This is a genomic window from Palleronia sp. LCG004, assembly GCF_032931615.1.
Classification (GTDB): Bacteria; Pseudomonadota; Alphaproteobacteria; order Rhodobacterales; family Rhodobacteraceae; genus Palleronia.
This window is the reverse complement of the sequence record NZ_CP136759.1, coordinates 1,580,872-1,604,075: the sequence shown is the minus strand read 5'-3', so window position 1 is coordinate 1,604,075 and position 23,204 is coordinate 1,580,872. Positions and strand designations below refer to the sequence as shown.

Genomic DNA, 23,204 nt, shown 5'->3' with positions numbered 1-23,204 from the left:
CGGATGCCCCGGCAGCGGCGCACGCGGCGGCGCTATCGCGGGACGGGGGCGACATGTCGGTCGTGACCGGTCGCGTCCTGATCGCCACGCTCGACGCGGGGTGCGCGCGATGATGAATGTCGATGACATCCCGCGCGTCGAGATCCCCGATCGCGACCGAGCGGCACCGTTGCGGTATTACGATGGCGAGCCGCTGACCTTCATCGTCGATAACCCGCGGGGCTGGCTTCTAGTGCTCACGCTGGCCTCGACGAAGGCGGGCGGCATCGATCCAGAAGCGACACGCGAGAAACAATCCGATCCGCGCATGAAGGCGATGCTCGGCCTTGCGGGCAGCGAAGAGATCTTCGACGTTCCGAACGACGAGATCATGTTCGTGCGCGAGGGTGACACGTTCTACGGCAACTTGCTCGGCTACGATCCGGACCATCTCGACCGGCCGCCCCGCATGCTGCGAGCGATCGAGATCAAGGTCGAGCCGTCGATCCGCGCCACGCTGATCCCGGAGATCGTCCTACCCTTCGCGATCGGCGATCTGTCCGACGTCACGGTTGTCCAGGAAGCGGGCGGCCGCACTCGCCTGCCGATCTCGGCCTCGGGGGGCATCACGCCCTATTCGCTCGCCGCCACCTTCGGAACGATCGAGGGGCAGGGCGCGGATCACGAGCTGGTCCTGCCGCATGATACGGTCGAGGCGCGGACCGTGACGGTGAGCGGCCGCGACGTGACCGGCGCGGTCGACGAAGCCGAGTTCACCCTTCTCGTCGTCGCACGCTTGGCGGTTTCGCCGGTCGAAGAGGTCCGCGCAACTGTCCGGGCGGGTGGCACGGCGATCGTCACGCCCCGCATTCTCGGCGGTCTGAACCCGAAGATCGCAGCGACGGATTTCGGCGAGATCGTCGACGGCCGCGTCGTGCTGCCCCTCGACGACGAGATCGAACGGATCGTGACGCTGACGGTCGGGGACGATCTCGACCAGGTTGTGACGGTCGAGTTCGCCTTTGTCGCATCGGTCCAGATCCCCGCCGCTTGGGAATACTCGGTGGCCGGAAACATGCTGACGATCGCTTCAGCGCCCGCCGTCGTCGCGCCGTCGTTCGGCGTCGACGGCAACACCCTTACCATCACAGGATAAACGTCATGTCTTTCATTATCCGACCGGCGGGGTCTGCCGACCTCGCCGACGCCGCCCTGTATCCAGATGGCACCCTGCCAGCAGATATCGAGCTGCGCTCCGGGCAATACGAACTCGGCCGCATTGCGTGGTCCGAGGATATCGCGACGATCGAGGCCGATGTTCCGGTTTTCCAAGCTCTTTTGGTAGATGACCGAATTGAGTTCGAGACGTTCGATTGGTCCGGGCTTTTCGGCGTCCGGATCGTCGAAAAGGGTGTTTCGCTCGGAACTGTGTATCAGACGGTGGAGGGGGCGGCGCTGCATACGGATTTGCTCGATCTAAATGGCGTCGAGCAAAAAGGCGTTCTCATCTCAACGCCCGTGCTGTCTCTCGTCGAGGATCTGGATGATTCCGGCACTCCGACCGAACAGGACAGGCTTTCCGTGAGCCGGGTTATCGCCTTGAGCAAAACGGTCCCTACGATCCTTTACCGCTTTTTTGTCGGCAACGAATTCCATAGCAACGTCGAGCCCGGAGTGAAATTCGATGTGCCTGCTGGGGCGGCTGAACAGGGTACGCATGTCAAGGTGACGGTCGAGAATAGCGCCGGCGTGTCCGATCCCGTCGAAAGCAACTATCTGCCGATCGAAAAGACGCCCGAGCCCGAGGGCTTCACGATTACGGAAGTTGCCACGCTTCGTTTCAGCGACGCGACCGTATCAAGCAGCGCGCTGACCTGGGATCTCCCAAGTCTCGAGGAGGGGGATTACTATGCGACCATCAGCATGAGCGCAAACAGTTCCCGCGACATCAACGGCCTGACCATCAAAGGGCAAGAGATGGGGCTGGCGGTTGGCAATGGCAAAACCGCTGCGAGAGACAGCATCGGGCAGACGCGCGCAGAGGTCCGGCGGAAACTGGGCCTTTCGGCGGGGGGCGGGGCCGTCAGTCTCGCACTGTCCAGCACGACGGATATCCACGGCTCCACGGCAATTCAGCTTTACCGGGTGAATGGGGTCCATCACGTTCTGGATGTAAATGCGTCTCTGCTGTCAAACGGCTCGGCAGGATACAATTTCGTCAACAAGATTATGACGGCGGACGGCGGCGCTCTGATCGGTGCGGCGGCCAATATCGCGAACGCACCGGATACCTATATCGGCGTCACGGAACATGACGGATTGAGGAATTTCCGTCTGATGAGCACAACGGCCAATAGCGCCTATGCGTTCTCGATGAGCAATTCCGAAAACCTGAACACGTCTCGCCTGATCCAGGCGGCAATAACACTCGCACCGGGGGACCTGTCATAATGGCGCGATTTGGAATTCACGGCTTCAAAATCGGTGACGCGATCGAGGCGGGGTTGCTTCCTCAAGTAGAAGGGGGATTTGCAGAAAGGGCTCTGGGCAATGTTCCGTCCTGGGGGCAAGCTCCGGTTGCCCCTGCGGTGCCTGCACCGGAGGGGATCATGCGGGTGGCCGATTGGGACGCTGAATCGGCCAACGCGTCTGTCGAGGTGACGACGTGGCGCAGCGACATGCAGGTTGGTCCCGAAGGCTTCTATTTCAAAGTCACCGGATACAACGGATTTGATACGCCGGCCCCCGCAGAGGGCGAGACGTGGGACCGCCGCTATCACGAATTCATCTTCCTGTGGGATTTCGACGATCCGGGTTCGCGCTTCACGCGGCCGGATAACATCATGGAGCACATGCGAAACGCCAACATCGGCTACGGGCCGCAGGTTGGTCATACTTACACGAAACCCGGCACTTACAGACCGTCCGTCATCGTCTATGAGCCATCGACCGGCAAGCTCGCGAAACACACCCTCGGCCCCTTCACCGTCAAGGATCCCGATATCCTCTTCGCCGGGGCGCAAACGAACTATGTCCACCCGGACGGGGATTATTCCGCAGCCCCGACCGGCGCGGGCACATTTACCAGCATTTACGACGCATTGAAGAAAGCGCGGAACGGGCAACCCTTCCGGGTTATGCTCGCTTTGGGTGTCGAGCATTACATGCCGGGCGAGCATCGTTTCGAGAATGGCGTCGGGACCTACTTGCGGAATGTCTATGTCTGCGCAGCCCCCGGGGGCCGGGCCAAGGTTACGACCGATAAGCGGAGCGGCGAGCTGTTCTACATGATCGATAAGTCGCCGCGCGAGGATCCGGGCCACGGCCTCGATATGACGTTCGTGGGTGTCGACATTATCGGAAGCTGGCAGAGCTGGAGCGAAACCGGCGGCAGGGCGCGCGCCTTCACGTTCTCGCGCGGGGGTGAGCCGGATCGAAAGGCGCAATACTTCCTGCTCCACGATATCTTTATCTCCGGTTTCGACGCCGGGATCCTGTATCTCGGCAATTCGCACCAGGATAACGAGGATCACCATATCACCTCGATCCTGTCGAATACGCTCATCACGAACTGGGGGGATTACGCCGTTTTCAGCGGTACAAATCGCATGGCATTCCTCGGAACGCAGTTGACACAGCACCGGGATGCGATGTCCGGCGGCTGGAAAAACGGCGCTCACAACCAGCACGGCTGCATGCGGATCAATGGTGTCGATCATGCCGTCATGGATGGGTGCGATTTCTTCACCTACAACGGATGGTGGGAGAACATTAATCCGTATCACACGCAGCAGCCTGTGCTCCGCTGGAACTTCATGGGCCATGATGACGTGCACGACATGGCGCTTAACATGCAGCGGAGCGTTTGCGAGGGCGGTGAGACGATCCTCGCTTTCCAGCATATGAACACGGGCAAATCTGTCAGGAACAACAACGTGCGGATCGACGGGGTGGTTTTCCTCGCGTCTCACATGACAAGCGTTCCGATCAAGATCGCGTTCGGGGGCGTCACGACGCGGCGCAGCATGTTTGTTTTCCCGACGACCCCGAGGATCAATTTCCACCTGTTCGAGCCCAAGTCTGCCGGCGCATTCATCAATTCCGGTCTCGTAACCGGGGACGAGATCGATCCGATCGTCTGGGAGCATAACACGCTGGTCAATCGGATGCTGGCGGCAGAGATCAACGCGAACGAATGGAAGCCCGAGGGGGTCAGATTCCTTCGCCCTGATGAGGTCAATGTGCCTCTCGCGGACGGGACGATCATCGAACGCGGGAACATCGTCCATCAGCCCAATCTGGCGCAGCCTGATATCGGGTTCGGTCCTATGTCCATGCTCGACAGCATCCCGACATACCGGACGCGCGGCTATAAGGACGGCGGTGGCGAAGCCATAAGGCTCACCGCGCCGCTTGCGCCTGGGGAAAGCGTTCAGATCGCCCACAAGGGAACGGATTTCGGTCAGCCCCCTTCGGCGTACACGGACGGCGTGCATTTCGCCAAGCTCGGGGCCGACGAGATTGCAACGGATCAAACCGTCACGCGATCTGGCGAGGTCGAGATCTCCTTCATCGAAGGGGCCGCGATCCTCAAAAACACTTCCGAAGCGACGTGGCCGAAGGATCTCATAATCGAATACAAGTGGGACCGCAGCCGGGGGAGCAATCCCATCGCCCGGGACGGTACTTATGGATCGCCCCCGGGGACGGAAAGGCTCGAAAGGCCGCTTGCCAACAGCAAGGCGAACGGCACCGGCTTTGCCGCGGCTGGCGTCGAGCTGGACTTCTTCGGCATTCCACGCCCGACGTATCCGACCAGTGGGGCAATGAACGCATCGCGCGCGATCGGCCGTCCTGCGAAGGTCGTGGTCATGGGGGCGAGCATCGTCGAGCAATCTTTCGGGCGCGACCTTGTGAACCCCAACACGAACGCATCGGCGAAGATGATCGAGAAGGGGCGGCCGGTTCAGGTGTTCGGCTACGGGTTCGGCGGGGAGAAGCTGGACAGCTTCACGAAGCGTCTCGACGAGGTTCTTGCTGCACATCCCGACGCGATCGTTGTGGTCCATTCGGGCGGCAATGATGTGACGGCGACGAAGCCCCATGCGACGGCGGATCTGACGTTGTTCAGGGAACGGCTCAACGTGGTCGTTAGTCGGATGCGCCAGCATCCCGGCCGCGTGTTCCTGGGGTCTCTCACGTTCCGAAACTACGGCGGGTCCACCTTTGCCAGCCCTGAAAACGGGTCCGAGCCCTTCAACGAGCAAGAGATCATCCCGCTTCTAAAGAGAGAAGCCCCGTGGTGCATCGGCCCGTCCGGCCGGCCGTACTTCGATTTCTATCGATGGATGATCTCGAACCACGAAAATTGGCTGGAAGGCGACGGCATCCATCCGAACTCGGAAGGCGAAGAAGCCATGCGGAAGTATGTCACCGACGTTCTGGTTCAGATCATGGACGATCGGACAATCGAGGATATGCCGGCGCTACCAGAACGCGCCGCGTAATAAGCGGCCCCCGGTTCACGCCGGGGGCCAACCGATTAAGTCGTTCTACGACGAAGAAAGCCGATAAGCGCTATTCCAGCACAAAGCATAGGCAGGCTTGCAGGAAGCGGAATCGGTGATACCTCCGAAATATTCAGTCCCGTTCTGTTATAACTGACGGTGATTCCGCCGGCTTTATAATCGACGCCGCCAAACGAGAACGGGTTCTGGCCGTCATCAGCATAGAAGAGGCGGTCTTGGTCAACGAAGTAACCGCCAGCGGATAGAGATGAATCGACCGTAAAACCGGAAGGTGAGGCAGTCACCATCGTGATCCCAAATTCAAGTGCTCGACAGAGCGGGCCAGATCCTATGCAAAAAGGGTTCGCGTTCGGCGAAGCAGTATCGAATATGTATGTTGCTGTAGTCGTTAGTGGAAATAGGTCAGACATCGTAAAGGCATCTTCGGCCCCGAAACCATCGCACTGAATTAATGGGGCGGGGCCTTGGCATGAAACTCCGGTTGGCACTTCGTCAGGAAAAAAATCGCTAGATCCCGAAACGCTAAAATATCCAGCGTAATTACGCTCCATGCTGACGTCGTAGCGGTAGACAGCAGCCTCAGCATTAACGACGGAAACTGCAAGCGCAACGACTGCGATAATAAACGGTGACATGAACTAATCCTTGGTGCCGAAGGTGTGGGTTTGTTTACGTTCATTGCTACGCCGACGGGCGAACCCGAGGGTGCCTAAACCAGCGAGTAGCAACGGAAGTGACGCGGGAACTGGTATCGGCGAAACTTCGGAGATATCAAGTGACGTAGTCACGTACTGCAATCTGATACCCGCTATGGTGTAATATCCAATCCCGCCGAATGAGAATTCGTATGAGGCATCATCCTCATAGAAGAAGCCATTAGATGTGAAGTTCTCATCTGTTTGACCGCTCAAGGATCGGTAAATTCCAAATCCTGTTGGGGAAGCGTAATATCCATATATACTGGATCTGCTGCAAAGTAATCCGGATCCAAAACACACGGGTTCTCGCCCCCCGTCGCGGATCGAATAATCAGTATCTAAGAATAGAGAGGCAGATAAGATATCCGGGTATCCAGAAAGAGCACCTGTGCCTCGTAGATCTTCCACGCCAGATGCATCACCTTCGCATGTAAAGTAGGAATCACCTTCGAAACATGAAACGCCACTCGGAATATTGGTCGGACTAGAGTTCGAATATCCATAAGCTTGAAGAACTGTGGCTTCTTTTAATTCGACTGTAATGTCGTACTGATACACTGCTGCGTCTGCCATAACGGCAGAGGCCGCAATCAGTGCGCCTCCAGCAATAAGAGATCTCATTATATCAATCCTGTAACTTGATTCGCCGTGGCTCGGCATGATCAGGTTACCAAACGGTTGTGATCGGGGCTCGGAAAAAGTTCCTCTGCCCCGATCTGCTTAAGCATTTATCTTACTGTAACCTTGTAACAACGTCAGGCAGTTCGATCTTAGACGACATATGTCTGCGGAAAATTCCTCCGGCTCGGACAGTCTCTAAGAGGTGGCTTTGCGACGTCGGATGAATGCTAGGATGCCGAAGCCGGTCGCTAGGAGGGGAACGGAAGCTGGTAGCGGTACTGCTGCGATCTCGTCCGGGGCAGCTGCGGTACCTTCGACGTAACTCCAGGTTCCTGGGCCGTAGGTCGACGCATCGGCAAAAGTTGCGCCGATGCCATCCTCGAGCGCGTACTCTCGCCGGTGAGATGATCTGTCCATAAGCGAGGTTGACTGCGAATAATCATCGTCGAACCCGCTATTCTCGCCGAATCTGATGTCCCATTCAGCTATATTGCCGTCAGCACCTGCGGTAAAAGACGCGATATCTGTTTGGCTGGTGCTGAAAATACCATTGCTTGCCCAGAAAGACAGAACGGTTAGCCCGGATTCGTCCGACACCTGGTTGCGTTCGAAGAAATCAAAATATTCGAATGGTAAAAGCCTACGATTCAGTTCGACCTTCATTTGAATTCTGTCAAAGGGTCCAAAGCCTTCTTGAACTACTCCATTGCACGAATTGACACATGGCTCGGTATCTCCCGATACGTTCCTTTCGTTGTAGTAGTCTCCAGTATAGACAAGTGTCGCTGCCGAGGCAGCACTTGCGCAAAGAGCGAGCATTGCACTCGCTGCGATTGTTCGTAACATACTATTTCAACCTTTTGATGTGATTCGTGCCTTGGCCGGGCGAATCTAATCTACCGAAAGGTTGGTTAGGGGCGCAGGAAAACTTTTCTGCGCCCCGAATATTTTTCACAAGTCGGCTGTCGGACACAATCTGGCCCTCACCTCGCCATGCTGGCATGCAACCTTGTCAGTATGCTCGATTTCGTTCGTAGATTCCTCGATGCGCGTGCCGCAGTTCACCGTGACGCCGAGAAGCTGATCGCGGAATTCGGTAGTGATGCTTGGCTGGAAGCTCGTACTCGCGCTCACGATACGATGGACCGCGAGGGCTCCGAATCTCCAGCCTCGTGCCGCGCCCGGCAGGTAACACTCCGCATTCAGCGACGGTTGGGGATATACCATCAGCCTGACACGGCCACGCGATATCTGGAGGACGGTCCATGGCAACGGCGAAGCGCGAGTCCGATAATGCCGGTAAGCAGGAGCAGCGCGCCGCCGGGCAGCGATACGATACCAGTGCGTAGCCCATCCACGACCGCATGCCGCGTTGAGGGCTTTTTAAACTTGCCTCCGACCGGAACGAGAGCGGGCGCGGGAGGCGGCACGTAGGACCGGCCGCTGGTCGGGGCGTCGGCACGGAGCACGGGGCCCACGGGTCGAACCGATCGTATGACACGGGGCGCGCCGACCTGATCCCAAGCGAACGCGTCTCCGGCCGTCATCTTGGGCTTAGCGTCCCGCTCCGCGCACATGACTGGCGAAGAGAGCTTGCTTCTGGACCATGCATCATCCCCGATCTCGATCACGCATCGCCCCCATGCGCCAACTAGCCAGATTGTCGAGCGCGTCATCTCGGCCCAGACCTCTGCAGGCCAAGGACTGGGTGGCTGGAGGATAGTCGTTTAGAGGCAGGGCAGAAGCCGATAAGCCCGTCCAGCTGACAAGACAAAATATCTCTGGCGTTCATCTTACGTTCTCGCTTAGATCGCCCCATGCGACGCGTTCATGACTTCTCCCATCGGATCATTCGAGAGTTGCCTGACGGTTCGTCTGAGACGATCGTGCAGACGGTTTCATTCTCAATCGCGATGGCTGCGTGGCCGACGGCGGTGCGGGTCTATCCGTACGATAATCTTCTGATGCTGCACGGTGCTCGGATCGTCCATAAGACCACCGACCCGTCATAACTGCCCATCCCCACGCTCGCGGCGTTGCGCGAAGGCCTGACATCCGATCGTCGCGCATACGCAGCGGTGTAACGCTTCCTAAGTCGCGAGCAGAACTGTCCTGATCCGCAGTTCTCGCTTACAGACGGCGGATCAAGTTCGCCCAACCAACTAAATGGGCCTGAGCCTAAACGTTCATGGTTATACAATAAGGGAGAGAGGTATTGAAAAGTTTATGGGCAAAACTTTGGTTCAAGCTCGCCGCGTCGAGCTTAGGCCCCTAGGCTTTGGTAAGCGGACTGTATCAGTTTACGGCTATAGCGTTCTGTTTGCAAAAAATTTCAGACAATCAAGAAAAGCAAAAGATCGGAAGGCATACCATATCTGCTTTCCGCTATGAGTTCTTAGATAGTTTCTCTAATGCCTCGACAACTAGATGAACTCTCGTCGATGGGTTTTCATGATGTTCCGCATCGCCACGAGCCTTTGCCTGGCTAAGCACCCGAGCTGATCTAGTTTTTGCTTCCGAACGATGCAAAGCTAATTGTCTAAAAAAAGCTTCGCAGTTTTTTTTGTCATAATTGGAAAATACTTTTTCCCCATGTATTTCGGCGGTTCTCAAGTCTGAAACTAGTGCTTTAGCCGCTGTCTGACCTCCTGCGTTGCCGGTATAAGGCTTGCAGCTATTAGAAGCGTGTAATCTGAACCAAACCTCGAAGCACGGGACAGAAGTAATTGCCTTGATCGTCTTCTTTCGAAAAGCATTTCTCTGAGAAAGGCCATGAACTTTAGCAATAGCCTCATCATAAGATTCGTGCTCATCTCTATCGAACACTACATATACTTGTTCAAAATCGTCATCGCGTATTAGAATTTGTTCTGCAGCTTCGAATACACTCACTGGAGCAGCTCCGCCTTCACCCGAGACGCGAACTTTGGCCGTAGTTAATCCCAAAGTGGCAATGAGCCTATTGAAGTAGTCTGGCTCAGTTTTCTCTCCCTCTGTTACGATTAATACCTTGTCTCTTTCAGTTTTAGTTGGGCGGGGCCGTCTGAGTTCTCGAATAGACTTTGATTTTCGTTTCATTAGAGTTTACTCAAGTACTCTGGGAACACCACCAAACCGACCATCCAAATACTTCTTTTGGAACCCTTTAGCTCCACGTTCCTTGAAGTCCGACAGAGGAACGAGGCGAGCCGACAGCTGAGGATCTTTCTCTACCATCCAAATCTGATCTCTTCCTAAGCATTCTTGGTCTGCAACTGAGGTGTCATGCGTTGTAAAAACTAACTGTGCGCCTTTGCTATTTATTTTCTCTGAAGCAAAAAGGCCAACTAGATGCTGAAAGGCCAGTGGATGAAGTCCAGTGTTAAGTTCATCCACTACCAAAGTTCTTCCGTTGTCAAGGGTATCTAGTATTACAGCTGATAAGCCAAATAGAGCTTGGGTCCCAGAAGATTCTTCTCTAAAAGCAAGGCTCCTCTTTGTTCCCTCTGAGTCAACCCTATAGGTGGTGAGATCCGGCATTTTCATATCATTTATATCTAGTTTTTCGCCATCGTTCTGGCTCTCGACAAATGCCTTTACAACGGAAAAAACTTCTGCAGGAACTTCTTTGTCTTCTACGCTAACGTCAGCAAGTTCTATATCGGCGCTTGCGAGAAACTGCAAAATTCTCTTTTTCTTTTCCTCTTCCCTAAGCCAATCGGTAGTTCGGCTTGTGCGATGCTCTAGTTCGTCTGAATATATCAACTGCCACGATTTTGTAATCCAGTTGAAGACAGGATCTAGGTATTCGGCATTGAGTCGAACTGCCGTGCTGAGGAACAGCGCATTCTCTAAGGTTTGGGACTTCCAGCTATCCCGTTCGCCCTTCAATTGGCTGGAATTTAGGTGCCAATCGTATTCACCCTCCAAGGGATTAAATTCCCGAGAGAATATGTGGCGCTCTCTTCCTGTGGTTTTTGACCGTGCAAAAAGCCATTCTTCGATAACTCTGTTTTTTGTGAGCGAAAAACCGTAATGATAGATCAGATCGCCCACGATAAAGACCACTTCGAATTCCGAAGCTTCTTTGTGTGATGTTGAGTCAAATACGAATGGCTTAGTCTCAAATTGATCGCCTGGCGAATTTTTGCCGCTAGTTCGAACAAAATGTTTCATCGCTGCCATAGCATTTATCAAGGAAGACTTCCCGGAACCATTGGCACCGAATATACATGCCTCAGTAAGGACAAACGGCATTGCTGGAAAACCGGTTTGAAGTACGTGTCCATGACCCGCGCGCTGTGTCGTCGCAGTTGCTGCCATAGTAAATGTCTGTTTGGTGCGGAACGTACGGTGATTCTGTACAGAAAATTCAATCAGCATGCATGCTTCCCAGCTCTTTCGACCACTTTTTTGCACTTTTCTGCAGAAATGGCTAGCAGAACTTGCGTTGAACGTGTGTGACAGCGGAGAACCTATAAACTAGACATGACCTGCTCCGCTGTAACACTGGTTTGACATTTGCCTTCACGCTGAGGTTCGTTGGACGTCGGCGTGTACGCTTTCGATGGCGGTATGGCGTAGTCGCTGCAAATTTTGTCAGAATCGTCCGTTCGCAAGCTTTTAGCTCGTTGGGGTGATTCGTAATGGTCGGTGGCCTAGCCCCTGGAGGAACATCGAGCTGGTAGGCTTCGATGCGGCGTAAGATGATAGCGCTTAGTTGGAAAGCTTCCGCGAACCCTTCTATCGATCGTTTTGTGAAGAGGCCACATACGAGCTACATTGAATGTACGCGTTAGAGCGAGGACACCATCGGGCATAAAATTATGCTATGGGCCAGTGTACCGCTAGTGGCACTGACTGGTGCTTTTCTCACGGTAAATCTCCTGACGTCAACTTAATGATAGATTATTACGAAGCGCTCTCTGGTTCAGTGAACCGGGATCACTACGTGTTCTCGGTCTGGACCATCGCCATAGTTCATGCATAAAGAGAACTGTGGGGAAGAGATCAATAACTTGGCTGGCAGTTGCTTCGTTCACATCGAAGATGTCAGGAGTTCAAATCTCTTATCACCCACCATTCTTTGCCGTGTGATGCGGCCGTTGCGGGCACCCTTGGCGGTGCCCGTTTTCGTAAAGGGGGGCGGGGATGCCGCATCTTCTCGTCACCGGTGGGGCCAGGCGGATCGGCGCATCCGTCGCGCGTCATTTCGCGGCGCTCGGATGGGCCGTCACGATCCATTGCAACCGATCGACCGACGCGGCGCAGGCGCTGTCGGATGAGCTCGGTCGAGACGGGCATTCCTGTGCGGTGGTGCAGGGCGACCTTGCGGATGCAGGCGCGATCGACCGGATCTTCGACGCGGCCCTCGCAGCGACAGGTCCGGTCGATCTGCTGCTCAACAACGCCTCCACCTTCTCGAACGACGATCTCCTCGATCTCGACGAGGCGAAGTTTGACGATCATCTGGCGGTGAATCTCAAGGCTCCGGTCCGCCTCTCGGCACGGATGGCGGATCAGGCGGGCGGGGGCGACGGGCTCGTCGTCAACATGCTCGACAACAAGGTCTTCGCGCTCAACCCCGACTTCTTCACCTACACGATCAGCAAGTCGGCGCTTCTGTCGGCGACCCGGTTGCTGGCGAAGCGCCTGGGCGGGCGGCCACGGGTCTGCGGCATCGCGCCCAGCATCACGCTGGTCTCCGGCGCGCAGAGCGAGGCGGAGTTCCAGAAAACCGCGCGGATCAATCCGCTCGGTCGCAGGGTTTTCCCCGAGGATATCGCGCGCACGCTCGAATATCTCTGGCGCGAAAAGGGCCTCGACGGTCACATCGTCACGCTCGACGGGGGGCAGTCACTGATGGAACTCGGCCGCGATGTGGCCTTTCTCGCACAGGAGGATGGCGTCGATGGCGCGCTTTGACATCCGGCTCGAGGATCTCGAGATCCGCATGTTCCTCGGCATCCACGAGGCGGAGCAGCGTGACCGGCAGCGCGTCCTCGTCAGCGTCGAAATGCGGATCGACGTGCCCGATGCCGACGGCACCCTGCATGTCGATTACGACCGGGTGGCCGATCACATCCGCGAATATGCGGGCACGCACATCGCGACGCAGGAAGAACTGACAAGCCGCATCCACGCCTTCGTCACGGGCCTCGACCACGTGGTCGAGGCCCGCGTGTCGTCCCGCAAGCCCGACATCTACCCGGATTGCAGATCGGTGGGCGTGACCTTCTCGGGTTAGTGTTCCGAGCGTTTCATCGCGTCGCGCAGCCCGGCCAGCGGCTTCGCGTCGTCGTCCGTCATGGGGGTGGAGCCGGGCTCCGTCACCGCCATGTCGAGCGCCTCGGCCCCCGGGGCGCGGGGGAAGGGCGGCACGGCGAGGATCAGCGCCTCGTGCATGACCGCTTCGAGGTCCAGCGTATCGGGCAGGGCCTCGACGCTGTCATCCTCGGGCATCTCCTGCTCGGAGGGCAGCGCGTCGCGATCCAGCCCCTCGACATAGCGACGCCGGACGGGCTCGTCGACGCGGGTCGTCACCGGCTCGAGCGTCACGCCGCAGGGCTGCACCAGCGTGGCACCCAGCATCGCCTCCAGCCGCCAGTCCGACCGCCCCTCGGGGACAAGCTCGCCCGTGAGGCGCAGCTTGCGGAGGGCCGAAAGATCGAGCTCGCCCGCCAGCGCGGACAGGGCCGACTGGTCCGGCACGATCTCGAATTCATGGGGCCGCGTCCGGCTCAGGGCGCTCAGACGGAACTTCGTCGGCGTCGATCTGCGGGCGGTCTCGGTCATGATCTCTCCATTCTTGATGTAAGCCCGTATCTTGCTGTAGCAGGAGGTAAGCCGCGCCCAGCCGGTGAGACAAGAGGCAGGATCTGATATCATGGCACCAGCGTTGCGGCGCATCCTGGCGATCGCGGCCCTCGTGGGGCTCGCCTCCTGCAGCGCGGTATATCGCAATCACGGCTACGTGCCCCCCGATCCGGCATTGTCGGACATCCGCGTGGGCGTGTCCGATCAGGACGACGTGGCCGAGATCATCGGCCGCCCGACCGCCTCGGGCCTTCTCGAGGAAAGCGGCTGGTACTACGTCCAGAGCCGCTTCCGCCATTTCGGTCTGCGCGCCCCCGAGGAGATCGACCGCGAGGTCGTCGCGATCTCGTTCACCGATGCCGGCACCGTCAGCAATGTCGAACGGTTCGGCCTCGAACGGGGCAGGGTGATCGCCCTCTCGCGCCGCGTCACCGATGCCGAGGTGCAGGGCGTAGGCTTCCTGCAGCAATTGTTCGGCAATATCGGCAACGTCGACGCGGCGAGCTTCCTCGACTAGGCCTTGGGCTCGAAGTCGAGCGCGACGCCGTTGATGCAGTAGCGCAGGCCGGTCGGCCGCGGTCCGTCCGGGAACACGTGTCCCAGATGCGCCTCGCAGCGCGCGCAATGCACTTCGGTCCGCTTCATGAAGAACTTGCGGTCCTCGGTCGTCTCGACATGGCTGTCGTCGGCGGGCTGATAGAAGGACGGCCAGCCGGTGCCGCTGTCGAACTTGTGGTCCTGGTCGAAGACGGGCAGCCCGCAGCAGACGCAATTGTAGCTGCCGGGACCGTCCGGAAAATCCTCGTGCGTGCCGGCGCGCTCGGTGCCGTGCTTGCGCGTCACGTGATAGGCCTGCTCGTCGAGCTGGGCCTTCCATTCGGCGTCCGATTTCGTGATCTTCTCCATCTCGTCCTTTCCACGCCGCAAGGCTGCGGCGCATGTCTTGTGGGCATGTCGATCTTGGGTCTTAGATAGCCATACGTGGTCGCGATCCAAGGGTCCGGCATGTCGGGATCGCGGGTGGCCTTGCGCATGATCATTCTCGAAAAAGGACGCTACCGCGCGCGGCTGGCTGGCAGCGCGGAGGATTTCGCGGCGCTGCACGCGCTCAGGGCGGGGGCCTTCGCGGCCGACAGGGACGGGCCCGACGCCCATGACGCGGCCTGCGCGCACATGCTGATCGAGGACATGGCCGGAGGTGCCGTCGTGGGCACCTTCCGTCTCGCGCTCTTCGCGACGGGCGGGGCGATCGGGTCGAGCTATTCGTCGCAATTCTACGAACTCTCCGCGCTGTCGCGTCATGACGCGCCGATGATGGAGCTCGGGCGCTTCTGCACGGCCGGGCGGAGCGGCGACCCCGACATCCTGCGTGTCGCCTGGGGGGCCATCGTCCGGCGGGTGGAGGAAACGGGCGCGCAGATGATCTTCGGCTGCACGACCTTCCCGACGCAGGATGCCGGCGCGCTGGAGGATGCCTTCGCCTTGTTGCGCGCGCGGCATCTGGCCCCACCCGACTGGCGGCCCGGTATCCGCGCGCCCGAGGTGGTGACCTTTCCAGACCGCGATGCGCGCGATCCCAAAGGGGCCCAGGCCAGGATGCCGGCGCTTCTGCGGAGCTATCTCGGCATGGGGGGACGGGTGGGCGATCATGCCGTGATCGACCGTCAGATGCGGGCGATCCATGTCTTCACCGGACTCGAGATCGCGGCGATCCCGAAGGCCCGTGTCCGGCTTCTGAGGGCGCTCGCCGAATAGGCGCAGGTTTCGCGGCGAAACCGGCCGGATCGGACCTTTCTCGCGAAACAAGGGGGCAGGGCGGACCCGGTCGCCGCGCATTGACAGCCCCGCGTGGCGCATCTACCTGCCGGGCATGGCGCGCGCACCCCTTTTGCAACTCAACGAAATCTCGCTCACCTTCGGCGGCGATCCAGTCTTCGACCGGCTCGACCTCGTCGTGCAGCCGGGCGACCGGGTGGCGCTTGTCGGGCGGAACGGCTCGGGCAAGTCGACCCTGATGAAGGTGATGGCCGGTCTGGTGGAGCCCGATCGCGGGGATCTGATCCTGTCGCCCGGGACGACCGTCGGTTACATGGAGCAGGAACCCTCGATGGAGGGGTTCGCCACGCTGGGCGATTTCGCGTCCTCCGAACTCGACCCGTCTGAGGCCTACAAGGTCGAGATGGTGGCCGAGGGTCTGAAGTTCGATCCCGAGGGCGATCCCGCGACCGCTTCGGGCGGCGAGCGGCGGCGCGCGGCGCTGGCCAAGCTGCTGGCCGAGGCGCCCGAACTCATGCTGCTGGACGAGCCGACGAACCATCTCGACATCCAGGCGATCGCCTGGCTCGAGGATCAGCTCAAGTCGACGCGCGCGGGATACGTCATCATCTCGCACGACCGTGCGTTCCTGAAGGCCCTGACGCGCGCGACGCTCTGGATCGACCGGGGGCAGGTGCGCCGGCAGGAAAAGGGGTTCGAGGCCTTCGAGGAATGGCGCGACGCCACCTGGGAGGAAGAGGACGTCCAGCGTCACAAGCTCGACCGGAAGATCAAGGCCGAGGCGCGCTGGGCCGTCGAGGGCATCAGCGCCCGGCGCAAGCGCAACCAGGGCCGCGTCCGCGCGCTGGCCGATCTGCGCGACGAACGATCGAACATGATCCGTCGGCAGGGCACCGCTGCGATGGACCTGGCCGAGGGCCCGAGCAGCGGCAAGCGCGTGATCGAGGCCAAGGGCATTTCGAAAACGTATGACGACCGTCCGATCCTGAACCCGTTCGACATCCGCGTCGCGCGCGGCGACCGCGTGGCCTTCGTCGGCCCGAACGGGGTGGGCAAGACGACGCTTCTCAAGATGCTGACGGGCGAGATCGAACCCGATACCGGCACCGTCACGCACGGCACCAATCTCGAGGTCGCGGTCTTCGACCAGGCGCGCGCGCAGCTCGATCCGGACATGACGCTCTGGGAAAGCCTGACGGGCACGCCCGACATGCGGGTGTCGGGCAATGCCGATCAGGTCATGGTGCGCGGACAGGCGCGCCACGTGGTGGGATACCTCAAGGATTTCCTCTTTTCCGAGGCGCAGGCCCGCGCGCCCGTCCGGTCGCTTTCGGGCGGGGAGAAGGCGCGTCTGCTCATGGCGCGGATCATGGCCAAGCCCTCGAACGTGCTCGTGCTCGACGAGCCGACGAACGATCTCGACATCGAGACGCTGGACCTGCTGCAGGATCTGCTGGGCGAGTATGACGGCACCGTGCTGCTGGTGAGCCACGACCGCGACTTCCTCGACCGCGTCGCCACGCAGACCGTCGCCTTCGAGGGGCGGGGCCGTGCGACGCTCTATGCGGGCGGCTGGAGCGATTACCTCGCGCAGCGGCCCGACGATTGGCCGGAAACCACCAGGCCCGCCGCGAAGGGCGGGACCGCGTCGCAGGGATCGGCAAAATCCGCGCCTGCCGGAAAGACCGAAAGCGGGCTGAGCTTCACGGAGAAGCACCGGCTGGAGGAGTTGCCGTCGGTCATCGAACGGATCGAGGCCGAGATCGCCAAGCTCGAACAGCTGCTGTCGGATCCGGACCTCTTTACCCGCGAGCCGGTGAAGTTCCAGAAGGCCAGCGACGCGCTGGTCGCGCGTCACGACATGTTGTCGGAGGCCGAGGCCGAGTGGCTGAGCCTCGAGGAACGCGCGGCGGGCTGAGACCCGCGCGCCTAGTCGTGGCGCGTGGCGTCGGAGGCCAGCAGCTCCTCGATCGCGGGCGGCACCTTGAGGCCCTCGCGCACCTCGGCGTCGAGCGCGAGCTCGACCTCCCGCACCTGCGCCACGCGTTTGGCCACGGTGTCGATCATGTCGAAGGGGACGACGACCACGCCGTCGGCATCCGCCACGATCATGTCGCCGGTCGCGACATGCAGGCCGCCGAACGGCATCGCGCCGCCGACCACGCCGGGCCCTGTCGTGAAGGGGGATGCGGGGGTGAGGCCGGTGGCCCAGCAGGGCAGGCCGATTTCCTCGATGCCCGCCAGATCGCGCAGCGGCCCGTCGGTGACGAGGCCCACGGCCCCCGCGTTCCTCGCCATGCCGCAGACCCGGTCGCCCGCCGCGGCGCAGCCCTGATAGCCGCCAGCGGTGCCCACGATCAGCACGTCGCCGGGCGAGAGATAGGCCAGCGCCGCCAGCGTCGCGAGGATGTCGCCCGGCTGGTTCTCGGCGCAGAGGGCGGGGCCAGCGACGGCTTCGCCATGCGCGCCGAGCGGGGAGATGCCGGCATGGAGCGCGCCGCGCCCGTGCATCGCATCGACGACGAAGCCCGTCGGCACCCCCTGGAAGGCGGCGATCTGCGCGTCGGTCGGGCGGTTGCGATCCTTGCGGACGATGAGCTTTGCGGGTTCTTCGATCATTGCATGGTCCTCCTCGCGGGCCACATTGCGCAGGCGTGGCCGGGATTTGCAATCGCACCCGGGCTTGCGCCGCAGCCACAGACTTGCCAAGAGAGCGTGCCATGACCGAGATCCAGCTTCACGATACGGCCACGCGCCGCAAGGTCGATTTCCGGCCGCTCGACCCGTCGAACGTGCGGATGTATGTCTGTGGACCGACGGTCTATGACCGCGCGCATCTGGGCAATGCGCGGCCGGCCATCGTCTTCGATGTGCTCTACCGGCTGCTGCGCGAGGTCTTCGGCGCGGGTCAGGTGACCTATGTGCGCAACATCACCGATATCGACGACAAGATAAACGCGCGCGCCGCCGAGAGCGGGCGGTCCATCGGCGAGATCACCGAGGAGACGACCGCCTGGTATTTCGAGGACATGGCCGCGCTGGGCAACATGCTGCCCGACCGCACGCCGCGCGCGACGGCCTATGTCGCGCAGATGATCGCGATGACCGAGGAGTTGATCGCGAAGGGCCATGCCTATGCGGCCGAGGGTCACGCGCTTTTCCGGGTGCGATCCTACGAGAGATACGGCAGCTTCTCGGGTCGGTCGCTCGACGACATGCGGGCGGGCGCGCGGGTCGAGGTCGCGCCCTACAAGGAGGATCCGATGGATTTCGTCCTCTGGAAACCCTCCGCCGAGGGGCAGCCCGGCTGGGACAGCCCGTGGGGCCGCGGACGTCCGGGGTGGCATATCGAATGTTCGGCCATGGCCGCGGACCTGCTGGGGCAGAGCTTCGACATCCATGGCGGGGGCAACGACCTGATGTTCCCGCACCACGAGAACGAGATCGCGCAATCGGCCTGCGCCCATGGCGGCGCGCCGATGGCGCAGGTCTGGCTGCATAACGAGATGCTGCAGGTCGACGGCCGCAAGATGTCGAAGTCGCTCGGCAATTTCTTCACGGTGCGCGATCTTTTCGACCGGGGCGTGCCCGGCGAGGTGATCCGTTTCGTGATGCTGTCCACGCATTACCGCAAGCCGATGGACTGGACCGACGAGAAGGCGCGCGAGGCCGAGGCGATCCTGCGCCGCTGGCGCGAACAGGTGCGCGACGTCGAGCCGGGCCCGATCCCCGCGCGGATCCTCGAGGCGCTGGCCGACGATCTGAACACGCCCGAGGCGATCTCGCGTCTGCATGCGCTGTCGCGCGCGGGCGAGGTCGAGGCGCTCGCGGCGGGTGCCGCGCTTCTGGGGCTTCTGGGCGAGGAGATGGGCGGCTGGGCGCAGGCCCCGGATGTCGATCTGTCGGCTTACGGAATGCTTCTGGCGCAGGCGCGCGCCGACGCGATGGAGAGCAAGGATTTCGCCCGCGTCGATGCGCTCAGATCCGCGTTGCAGGAGGCGGGCGTCGAGGTGCGCATGTCGAAGGAGGGGATCGAGCTGTTGCCCGGCAGCGATTTCGACGCGAGCAAGCTGGACGCGCTGGGATGACCGAGCGGCTCTATCTCTACGACACGACGCTCAGGGACGGTCAGCAGACGCAGGGCGTGCAGTTCTCGACGCATGACAAGCTCAGGATCGCGGCGATGCTCGACACGCTGGGCGTCGATCATATCGAGGGCGGCTGGCCCGGCGCGAACCCGACCGACAGCGCCTTCTTCGAGGCCGACCCGTCGACGCGCGCGACGATGACGGCCTTCGGCATGACCAAGCGCTCGGGCCGGTCGGCCGAGAACGACGACGTGCTGGCCGCGGTCCTGAACGCGGGCACGCCGTCGGTCTGCATCGTCGGCAAGACGCACGATTTCCACGTCCGCGCGGCGCTGGGCATCCCGCTCGAGGAGAATGTCGAGAACATCCGCGCCTCGATCGCGCATCTGGTGGCATCTGGGCGCGAGGCGCTGTTCGATGCCGAGCATTTCTTCGACGGCTATGCCGCCGATCCCGGCTATGCGCTCGAATGCCTGCATGCGGCATACGGGGCGGGGGCGCGGTGGATCGTGCTCTGCGACACGAATGGCGGGACTGTGCCCGGCGACATCGCCCGCATCGTGGGCGATGTGATCGCCGGCGGCATCCCGGGCGAGCGGCTCGGGATTCACACGCATGACGACATGGGGCTTGCCATTGCCGGGTCGCTTGCCGCGATCGAGGCGGGCGTGCGGCAGGTGCAGGGTACGCTCAACGGTCTGGGCGAGCGCTGCGGCAACGCCAATCTGATCTCGCTGATCCCGACGCTCCTGCTCAAGGAGCCCTATGCGAGCCGGTTCGAGACGAACGTGACGTCCGAGGGGCTGCGCGGCCTCACGCGGATGAGCCGGACGCTCGACGATATCCTGAACCGCGTGCCGCGCGGATCGGCCCCCTATGTCGGCGCGTCGGCCTTCGCGCACAAGGCGGGCCTTCATGCGAGCGCGATCGCCAAGGACCCGTCGACCTACGAGCACGTGCCGCCCGAAAGCGTCGGCAATGCGCGCATCGTGCCCATGTCGAACCAGGCGGGGCAGTCGAACCTGCGCGCGCGGCTTCAGGCCATGGGGCTCGAGGTCGAGAAGGGCGATCCCGCGCTCGGCCGGATTCTCGACCGGATCAAGGCGCGCGAGGACGAGGGCTATTCCTACGACACCGCACAGGCGAGCTTCGAGCTGCTCGCGCGGCGGGAACTGGGGCGGGTGCCGTCCTATTTCGAGGTCGAACGCTACCGCGTGACGGTCGAGCGTCGCCGCGACGAGCGCGGGCGCGTCATCTCGCTGTCGGAGGCCGTCGTGGTCGTCCGGATCGGCGAGGAGAAGACGCTGTCGGTGAGCGAGAGTCTCGACGAGACGGGCAGCGACCGCGGACCGGTCAACGCGCTGTCGCGCGCGCTCGCCAAGGATCTCGGGCCCTATCAGGCGGCGATCGACGACATGCGGCTGGTCGATTTCAAGGTCCGCATCACGCAGGGCGGGACCGAGGCCGTGACCCGCGTGATCATCGACAGCGAGGACGACATGGGCCGCCGCTGGTCCACGGTCGGCGTCTCGCCCAACATCGTCGATGCGAGCTTCGAGGCGCTTCTCGACGCGGTGACGTGGAAGCTCATCCGCGACGCGGATCCGTCGTGAACCACATCCCGCCTTCGCGGGTTCGCCCCGCATGAGCATCAACGAATGCGCCGAAATCGTCCGGCGCGGCGATCCCGACCGGTTCCTGGCCGCCATGGCGGCACCGCCCGAGGCGCGCGGTGTCCTCTTTCCGCTCTATGCCTGCAACGTCGAGATCGCGCGCGCGCCCTATGTCACGTCCGAGCCGATGCTGGCCGAGATCCGGTTGCAATGGTGGCGCGATGCGCTGGAGGAGATCCGCAAGGGGCAGACCCCGCGCCGTCACGAGGTGGTCGAACCGCTGGCCGGCATCCTCGACCCGCAGGCCTGCGAGACGATGACGCGGATCGCGGATGCGCGGCGCTGGGATGCGATGGCCGAGCCGTTCCTGAGCGCCGCACAGTTCCGCGCGCATCTCGACGCGACGAACGGCAACCTGCTCTGGACCGCCGCACGCCTGTTGGGCGCGGCGGCCGAGGAGGAGGGTGCGCTGCGCCGTCTGGCCTTTGCCGAGGCGCTGGCGCGCTGGTTCCAGGCCGTGCCCGAAATGTCGGCGCGGGGGCTGCAACCCCTGGTCGACGACAGCCCAGAGGCCATCGGGGATCTTGCGCGCGACGCCCTGAAGAAGATGCCGGACGGGCGTCCGTCGCGCGCGGGCCGCATTGCCGGTCTGAGCGCATGGGAGGCGCGGGTGGTGCTGGGACAGGTCGCGAAAGACCCCGGGCGGGCGCTGACCGGGCCGCTGGGGCAATCGGGGTTTCGTCGGCGCGCCGCGCTGCTCTGGCGGTCGGCGCGGATCTGAGATCAGGCGACGCGGGTCGATCCGCGCCGGAGCCAGAGCCAGACGAGCGCACCGCCGGCGAGCGCGAGGAACGGGACCATTGCAAGGTTCACCGCCATCCAGCCCTGCTGCGCCGTGCCGCCCGCACAGTTCATCAAGCCGCCGGACGAGAGCGACGCCATCGTCACGAGGCCGAAGACCGCCATGTCGTTGAGACCCTGGATCCGGCCGCGCTCTTCGGGGCGGTGGGACCCGGCAAGCATCGCGGTCGCGCCGATGAACCCGAAATTCCAGCCGAGCCCCAGAAGCACGAGCGCCACGAAGAAATTCGCCAGATCCACGCCCGCGAGCGCGACGCCGCCAGCACCCGCCAGAAGGACGAGGCCAAGGGCCACGATCCGCTCGACCCCGAACCGGGCGATGAGATGCCCGGTGAAGAAGCTCGGCGCGTACATGGCGAGGACGTGGCCCGACACGATGTCGGCCGCCGCGTTCTGGTCGAAGCCGCAGCCCACCACGGCCAGCGGCGTTGAGGTCATGACGAGGTTCATGAGGGCGTAGCTGACCATCGCGCAGATGATCGCGACCGCGATGCGCGGGGTGCGCAGGAGTTCGGGCAGGGACCGGCCCTTGGGCGCGCCGGCATCGGGGCGCGGCGGGCGGGGAATGTTCAGGAACAGGAAGAGCCCGGCACCGACGACGTTGATCACGACGACCGCGAGATAGGTCCCGAGGAAGGGCACGACCATCGCCTCGGCCGTCACCTTGACCAGCTGCGGGCCGATCAGGGCGGAGAGAAGGCCGCCCGCCATGACGTAGCTGATGGCCTTGGGGCGGAAGTCCTCGGAGGCGGTGTCGGCGGCGGCGAAACGGTAGAAGCCCTGCGCACTCATGTAGATGCCGGTAAGAAGCGATCCGGCGAGAAAGATCGGGAACGATGCCTCGATGAGGCCCCATGCGCCGACGCTTGCGCCGATCGCGCCACCCGCGGCCCCCACGAGGAAGCCCGCGCGCCGTCCGAACCGCTGCATCAGCATGGAGAGCGGCTGCGCCGAAAGCATCGAGCCCAGCACGATCAGGGAGATCGGCAGCGTCGCGAAGCAGGGATTGGAGGCGAGCGATTGCCCCGCGAGCCCGCCCAGAACGAAGATCATCGGCATCTGCGCGCCGAGAAAGGCCTGCGCGGCGGTCAGAAGGGCGACATTGCGCCGGGCCATGTGATCGGTCGACATGAAAAGGCGGATACTCCCGCCCGCGGCGGAGGTCCAGCGGCATGGTGCGGCTGGGCGGTGGGGCGGACCGGACGAGGGATCGTCGGGGCCCGGTTGCAGGCGGGACCGCGACGC

The 23,204-nt window shown here is 61.6% G+C and carries 20 protein-coding genes and 1 tRNA gene; 12 read left to right on the top strand and 9 right to left on the bottom strand.

The genetic code is table 11. From position 1 onward, the window contains the following. Positions 1–109: 109 nt before the first annotated feature. The 3 genes from RVY76_RS07650 to RVY76_RS07640 are packed head-to-tail and all read left to right on the top strand — an operon-like array spanning position 110 to position 5,486. Positions 110–1,135, top strand: a complete 1,026-nt coding sequence (locus tag RVY76_RS07650; protein ID WP_317373291.1) for a hypothetical protein — start codon at positions 110–112, stop codon at positions 1,133–1,135. Positions 1,136–1,140: 5 nt separating this feature from the next. Beyond that, complete coding sequence (locus tag RVY76_RS07645; RefSeq protein ID WP_317373290.1) at positions 1,141–2,430, top strand: hypothetical protein; 1,290 nt, start codon at positions 1,141–1,143, stop codon at positions 2,428–2,430. After that, on the top strand, positions 2,430–5,486 hold the full coding sequence (locus RVY76_RS07640) for an SGNH/GDSL hydrolase family protein (protein ID WP_317373289.1): 3,057 nt from the start codon (positions 2,430–2,432) through the stop codon (positions 5,484–5,486). Before RVY76_RS07645 ends, RVY76_RS07640 begins: the two co-directional genes overlap by 1 nt. Positions 5,487–5,521: 35 nt before the next feature. Here RVY76_RS07640 and RVY76_RS07635 read toward each other — a convergent pair whose 3' ends face one another. The 5 genes from RVY76_RS07635 to RVY76_RS07615 all read right to left on the bottom strand — a co-directional run bounded on the left by RVY76_RS07635 (position 5,522) and on the right by RVY76_RS07615 (position 11,188). Further along, positions 5,522–6,142: a VPLPA-CTERM sorting domain-containing protein gene (locus tag RVY76_RS07635; RefSeq protein ID WP_317373288.1), complete on the bottom strand. Its 621-nt coding sequence runs from the start codon at positions 6,140–6,142 to the stop codon at positions 5,522–5,524. A 3-nt stretch (positions 6,143–6,145) separates the two neighbouring features. Next, the gene (locus RVY76_RS07630) at positions 6,146–6,826 is read right to left on the bottom strand and encodes a VPLPA-CTERM sorting domain-containing protein (protein ID WP_317373287.1); all 681 of its coding nucleotides are present in this window, start codon (positions 6,824–6,826) and stop codon (positions 6,146–6,148) included. Positions 6,827–7,021: 195 nt separating this feature from the next. Next, positions 7,022–7,489 carry a VPLPA-CTERM sorting domain-containing protein gene (locus RVY76_RS07625; protein ID WP_317373286.1) on the bottom strand — a complete coding sequence of 156 codons (468 nt, stop codon included), beginning with the start codon at positions 7,487–7,489 and terminating at the stop codon, positions 7,022–7,024. Positions 7,490–9,211: 1,722 nt separating this feature from the next. Beyond that, a complete protein-coding gene (locus tag RVY76_RS07620) occupies positions 9,212–9,904 on the bottom strand; it encodes an RloB family protein (RefSeq protein ID WP_317373285.1) in 693 nt (230 codons plus the stop codon). Between the two features lie 6 nt (positions 9,905–9,910). After that, the gene (locus RVY76_RS07615; RefSeq protein WP_317373284.1) at positions 9,911–11,188 is read right to left on the bottom strand and encodes an ATP-binding protein; all 1,278 of its coding nucleotides are present in this window, start codon (positions 11,186–11,188) and stop codon (positions 9,911–9,913) included. Between the two features lie 618 nt (positions 11,189–11,806). Between RVY76_RS07615 and RVY76_RS07610 the strand changes: the two genes are divergently transcribed. The 3 genes from RVY76_RS07610 to RVY76_RS07600 all read left to right on the top strand — a co-directional run bounded on the left by RVY76_RS07610 (position 11,807) and on the right by RVY76_RS07600 (position 13,052). Then, positions 11,807–11,887 (top strand) — tRNA-Val (locus tag RVY76_RS07610). Between the two features lie 69 nt (positions 11,888–11,956). After that, a complete protein-coding gene (locus RVY76_RS07605) occupies positions 11,957–12,730 on the top strand; it encodes an SDR family NAD(P)-dependent oxidoreductase (protein WP_317373283.1) in 774 nt (257 codons plus the stop codon). Continuing rightward, complete coding sequence (locus RVY76_RS07600) at positions 12,717–13,052, top strand: dihydroneopterin aldolase (RefSeq protein ID WP_317373282.1); 336 nt, start codon at positions 12,717–12,719, stop codon at positions 13,050–13,052. The genes RVY76_RS07605 and RVY76_RS07600 overlap by 14 nt, the downstream gene beginning before the upstream one ends. Here RVY76_RS07600 and RVY76_RS07595 read toward each other — a convergent pair. Next, on the bottom strand, positions 13,049–13,600 hold the full coding sequence (locus tag RVY76_RS07595) for a DUF177 domain-containing protein (protein WP_317373281.1): 552 nt from the start codon (positions 13,598–13,600) through the stop codon (positions 13,049–13,051). The two genes, RVY76_RS07600 and RVY76_RS07595, sit on opposite strands and share 4 nt — an antisense overlap. 91 nt (positions 13,601–13,691) lie before the next feature. Here RVY76_RS07595 and RVY76_RS07590 point away from each other — a divergent pair, with 91 nt between their 5' ends. Then, a complete protein-coding gene (locus RVY76_RS07590; protein WP_317373280.1) occupies positions 13,692–14,138 on the top strand; it encodes an outer membrane protein assembly factor BamE in 447 nt (148 codons plus the stop codon). Here RVY76_RS07590 and msrB read toward each other — a convergent pair. Next, positions 14,135–14,527, bottom strand: coding sequence for a peptide-methionine (R)-S-oxide reductase MsrB (msrB, locus tag RVY76_RS07585; protein WP_317373279.1), 393 nt, complete (start codon positions 14,525–14,527; stop codon positions 14,135–14,137). The genes RVY76_RS07590 and msrB overlap by 4 nt on opposite strands. 126 nt (positions 14,528–14,653) lie before the next feature. On the opposite strand from msrB, the gene RVY76_RS07580 reads away from it, so the two are divergent. After that, a complete protein-coding gene (locus tag RVY76_RS07580) occupies positions 14,654–15,376 on the top strand; it encodes a GNAT family N-acetyltransferase (RefSeq protein WP_317373278.1) in 723 nt (240 codons plus the stop codon). Between the two features lie 115 nt (positions 15,377–15,491). After that, a complete protein-coding gene (locus tag RVY76_RS07575; protein ID WP_317373277.1) occupies positions 15,492–17,315 on the top strand; it encodes an ABC-F family ATP-binding cassette domain-containing protein in 1,824 nt (607 codons plus the stop codon). Positions 17,316–17,326: 11 nt separating this feature from the next. Here the strand turns inward: RVY76_RS07575 and RVY76_RS07570 are convergent, their stop codons facing one another. Beyond that, positions 17,327–18,016 carry an RraA family protein gene (locus tag RVY76_RS07570; RefSeq protein ID WP_317373276.1) on the bottom strand — a complete coding sequence of 230 codons (690 nt, stop codon included), beginning with the start codon at positions 18,014–18,016 and terminating at the stop codon, positions 17,327–17,329. 101 nt (positions 18,017–18,117) lie between these two features. Between RVY76_RS07570 and cysS the strand changes: the two genes are divergently transcribed. From cysS to RVY76_RS07555, 3 genes are read left to right on the top strand one after another with little or no spacing between them, the layout of a single operon-like run. Further along, the gene (cysS, locus tag RVY76_RS07565; protein ID WP_317373275.1) at positions 18,118–19,485 is read left to right on the top strand and encodes a cysteine--tRNA ligase; all 1,368 of its coding nucleotides are present in this window, start codon (positions 18,118–18,120) and stop codon (positions 19,483–19,485) included. Further along, complete coding sequence (gene cimA / locus RVY76_RS07560) at positions 19,482–21,098, top strand: citramalate synthase (protein ID WP_317373274.1); 1,617 nt, start codon at positions 19,482–19,484, stop codon at positions 21,096–21,098. Before cysS ends, cimA begins: the two co-directional genes overlap by 4 nt. 31 nt (positions 21,099–21,129) lie before the next feature. Continuing rightward, complete coding sequence (locus RVY76_RS07555) at positions 21,130–21,879, top strand: squalene/phytoene synthase family protein (protein WP_317373273.1); 750 nt, start codon at positions 21,130–21,132, stop codon at positions 21,877–21,879. 2 nt (positions 21,880–21,881) lie between these two features. Here RVY76_RS07555 and RVY76_RS07550 read toward each other — a convergent pair whose 3' ends face one another. Further along, entirely contained in the window at positions 21,882–23,090 is a 1,209-nt protein-coding gene (locus RVY76_RS07550) for an MFS transporter (RefSeq protein ID WP_317373272.1), read from the bottom strand. Between the last annotated feature and the right edge of the window lie 114 nt (positions 23,091–23,204).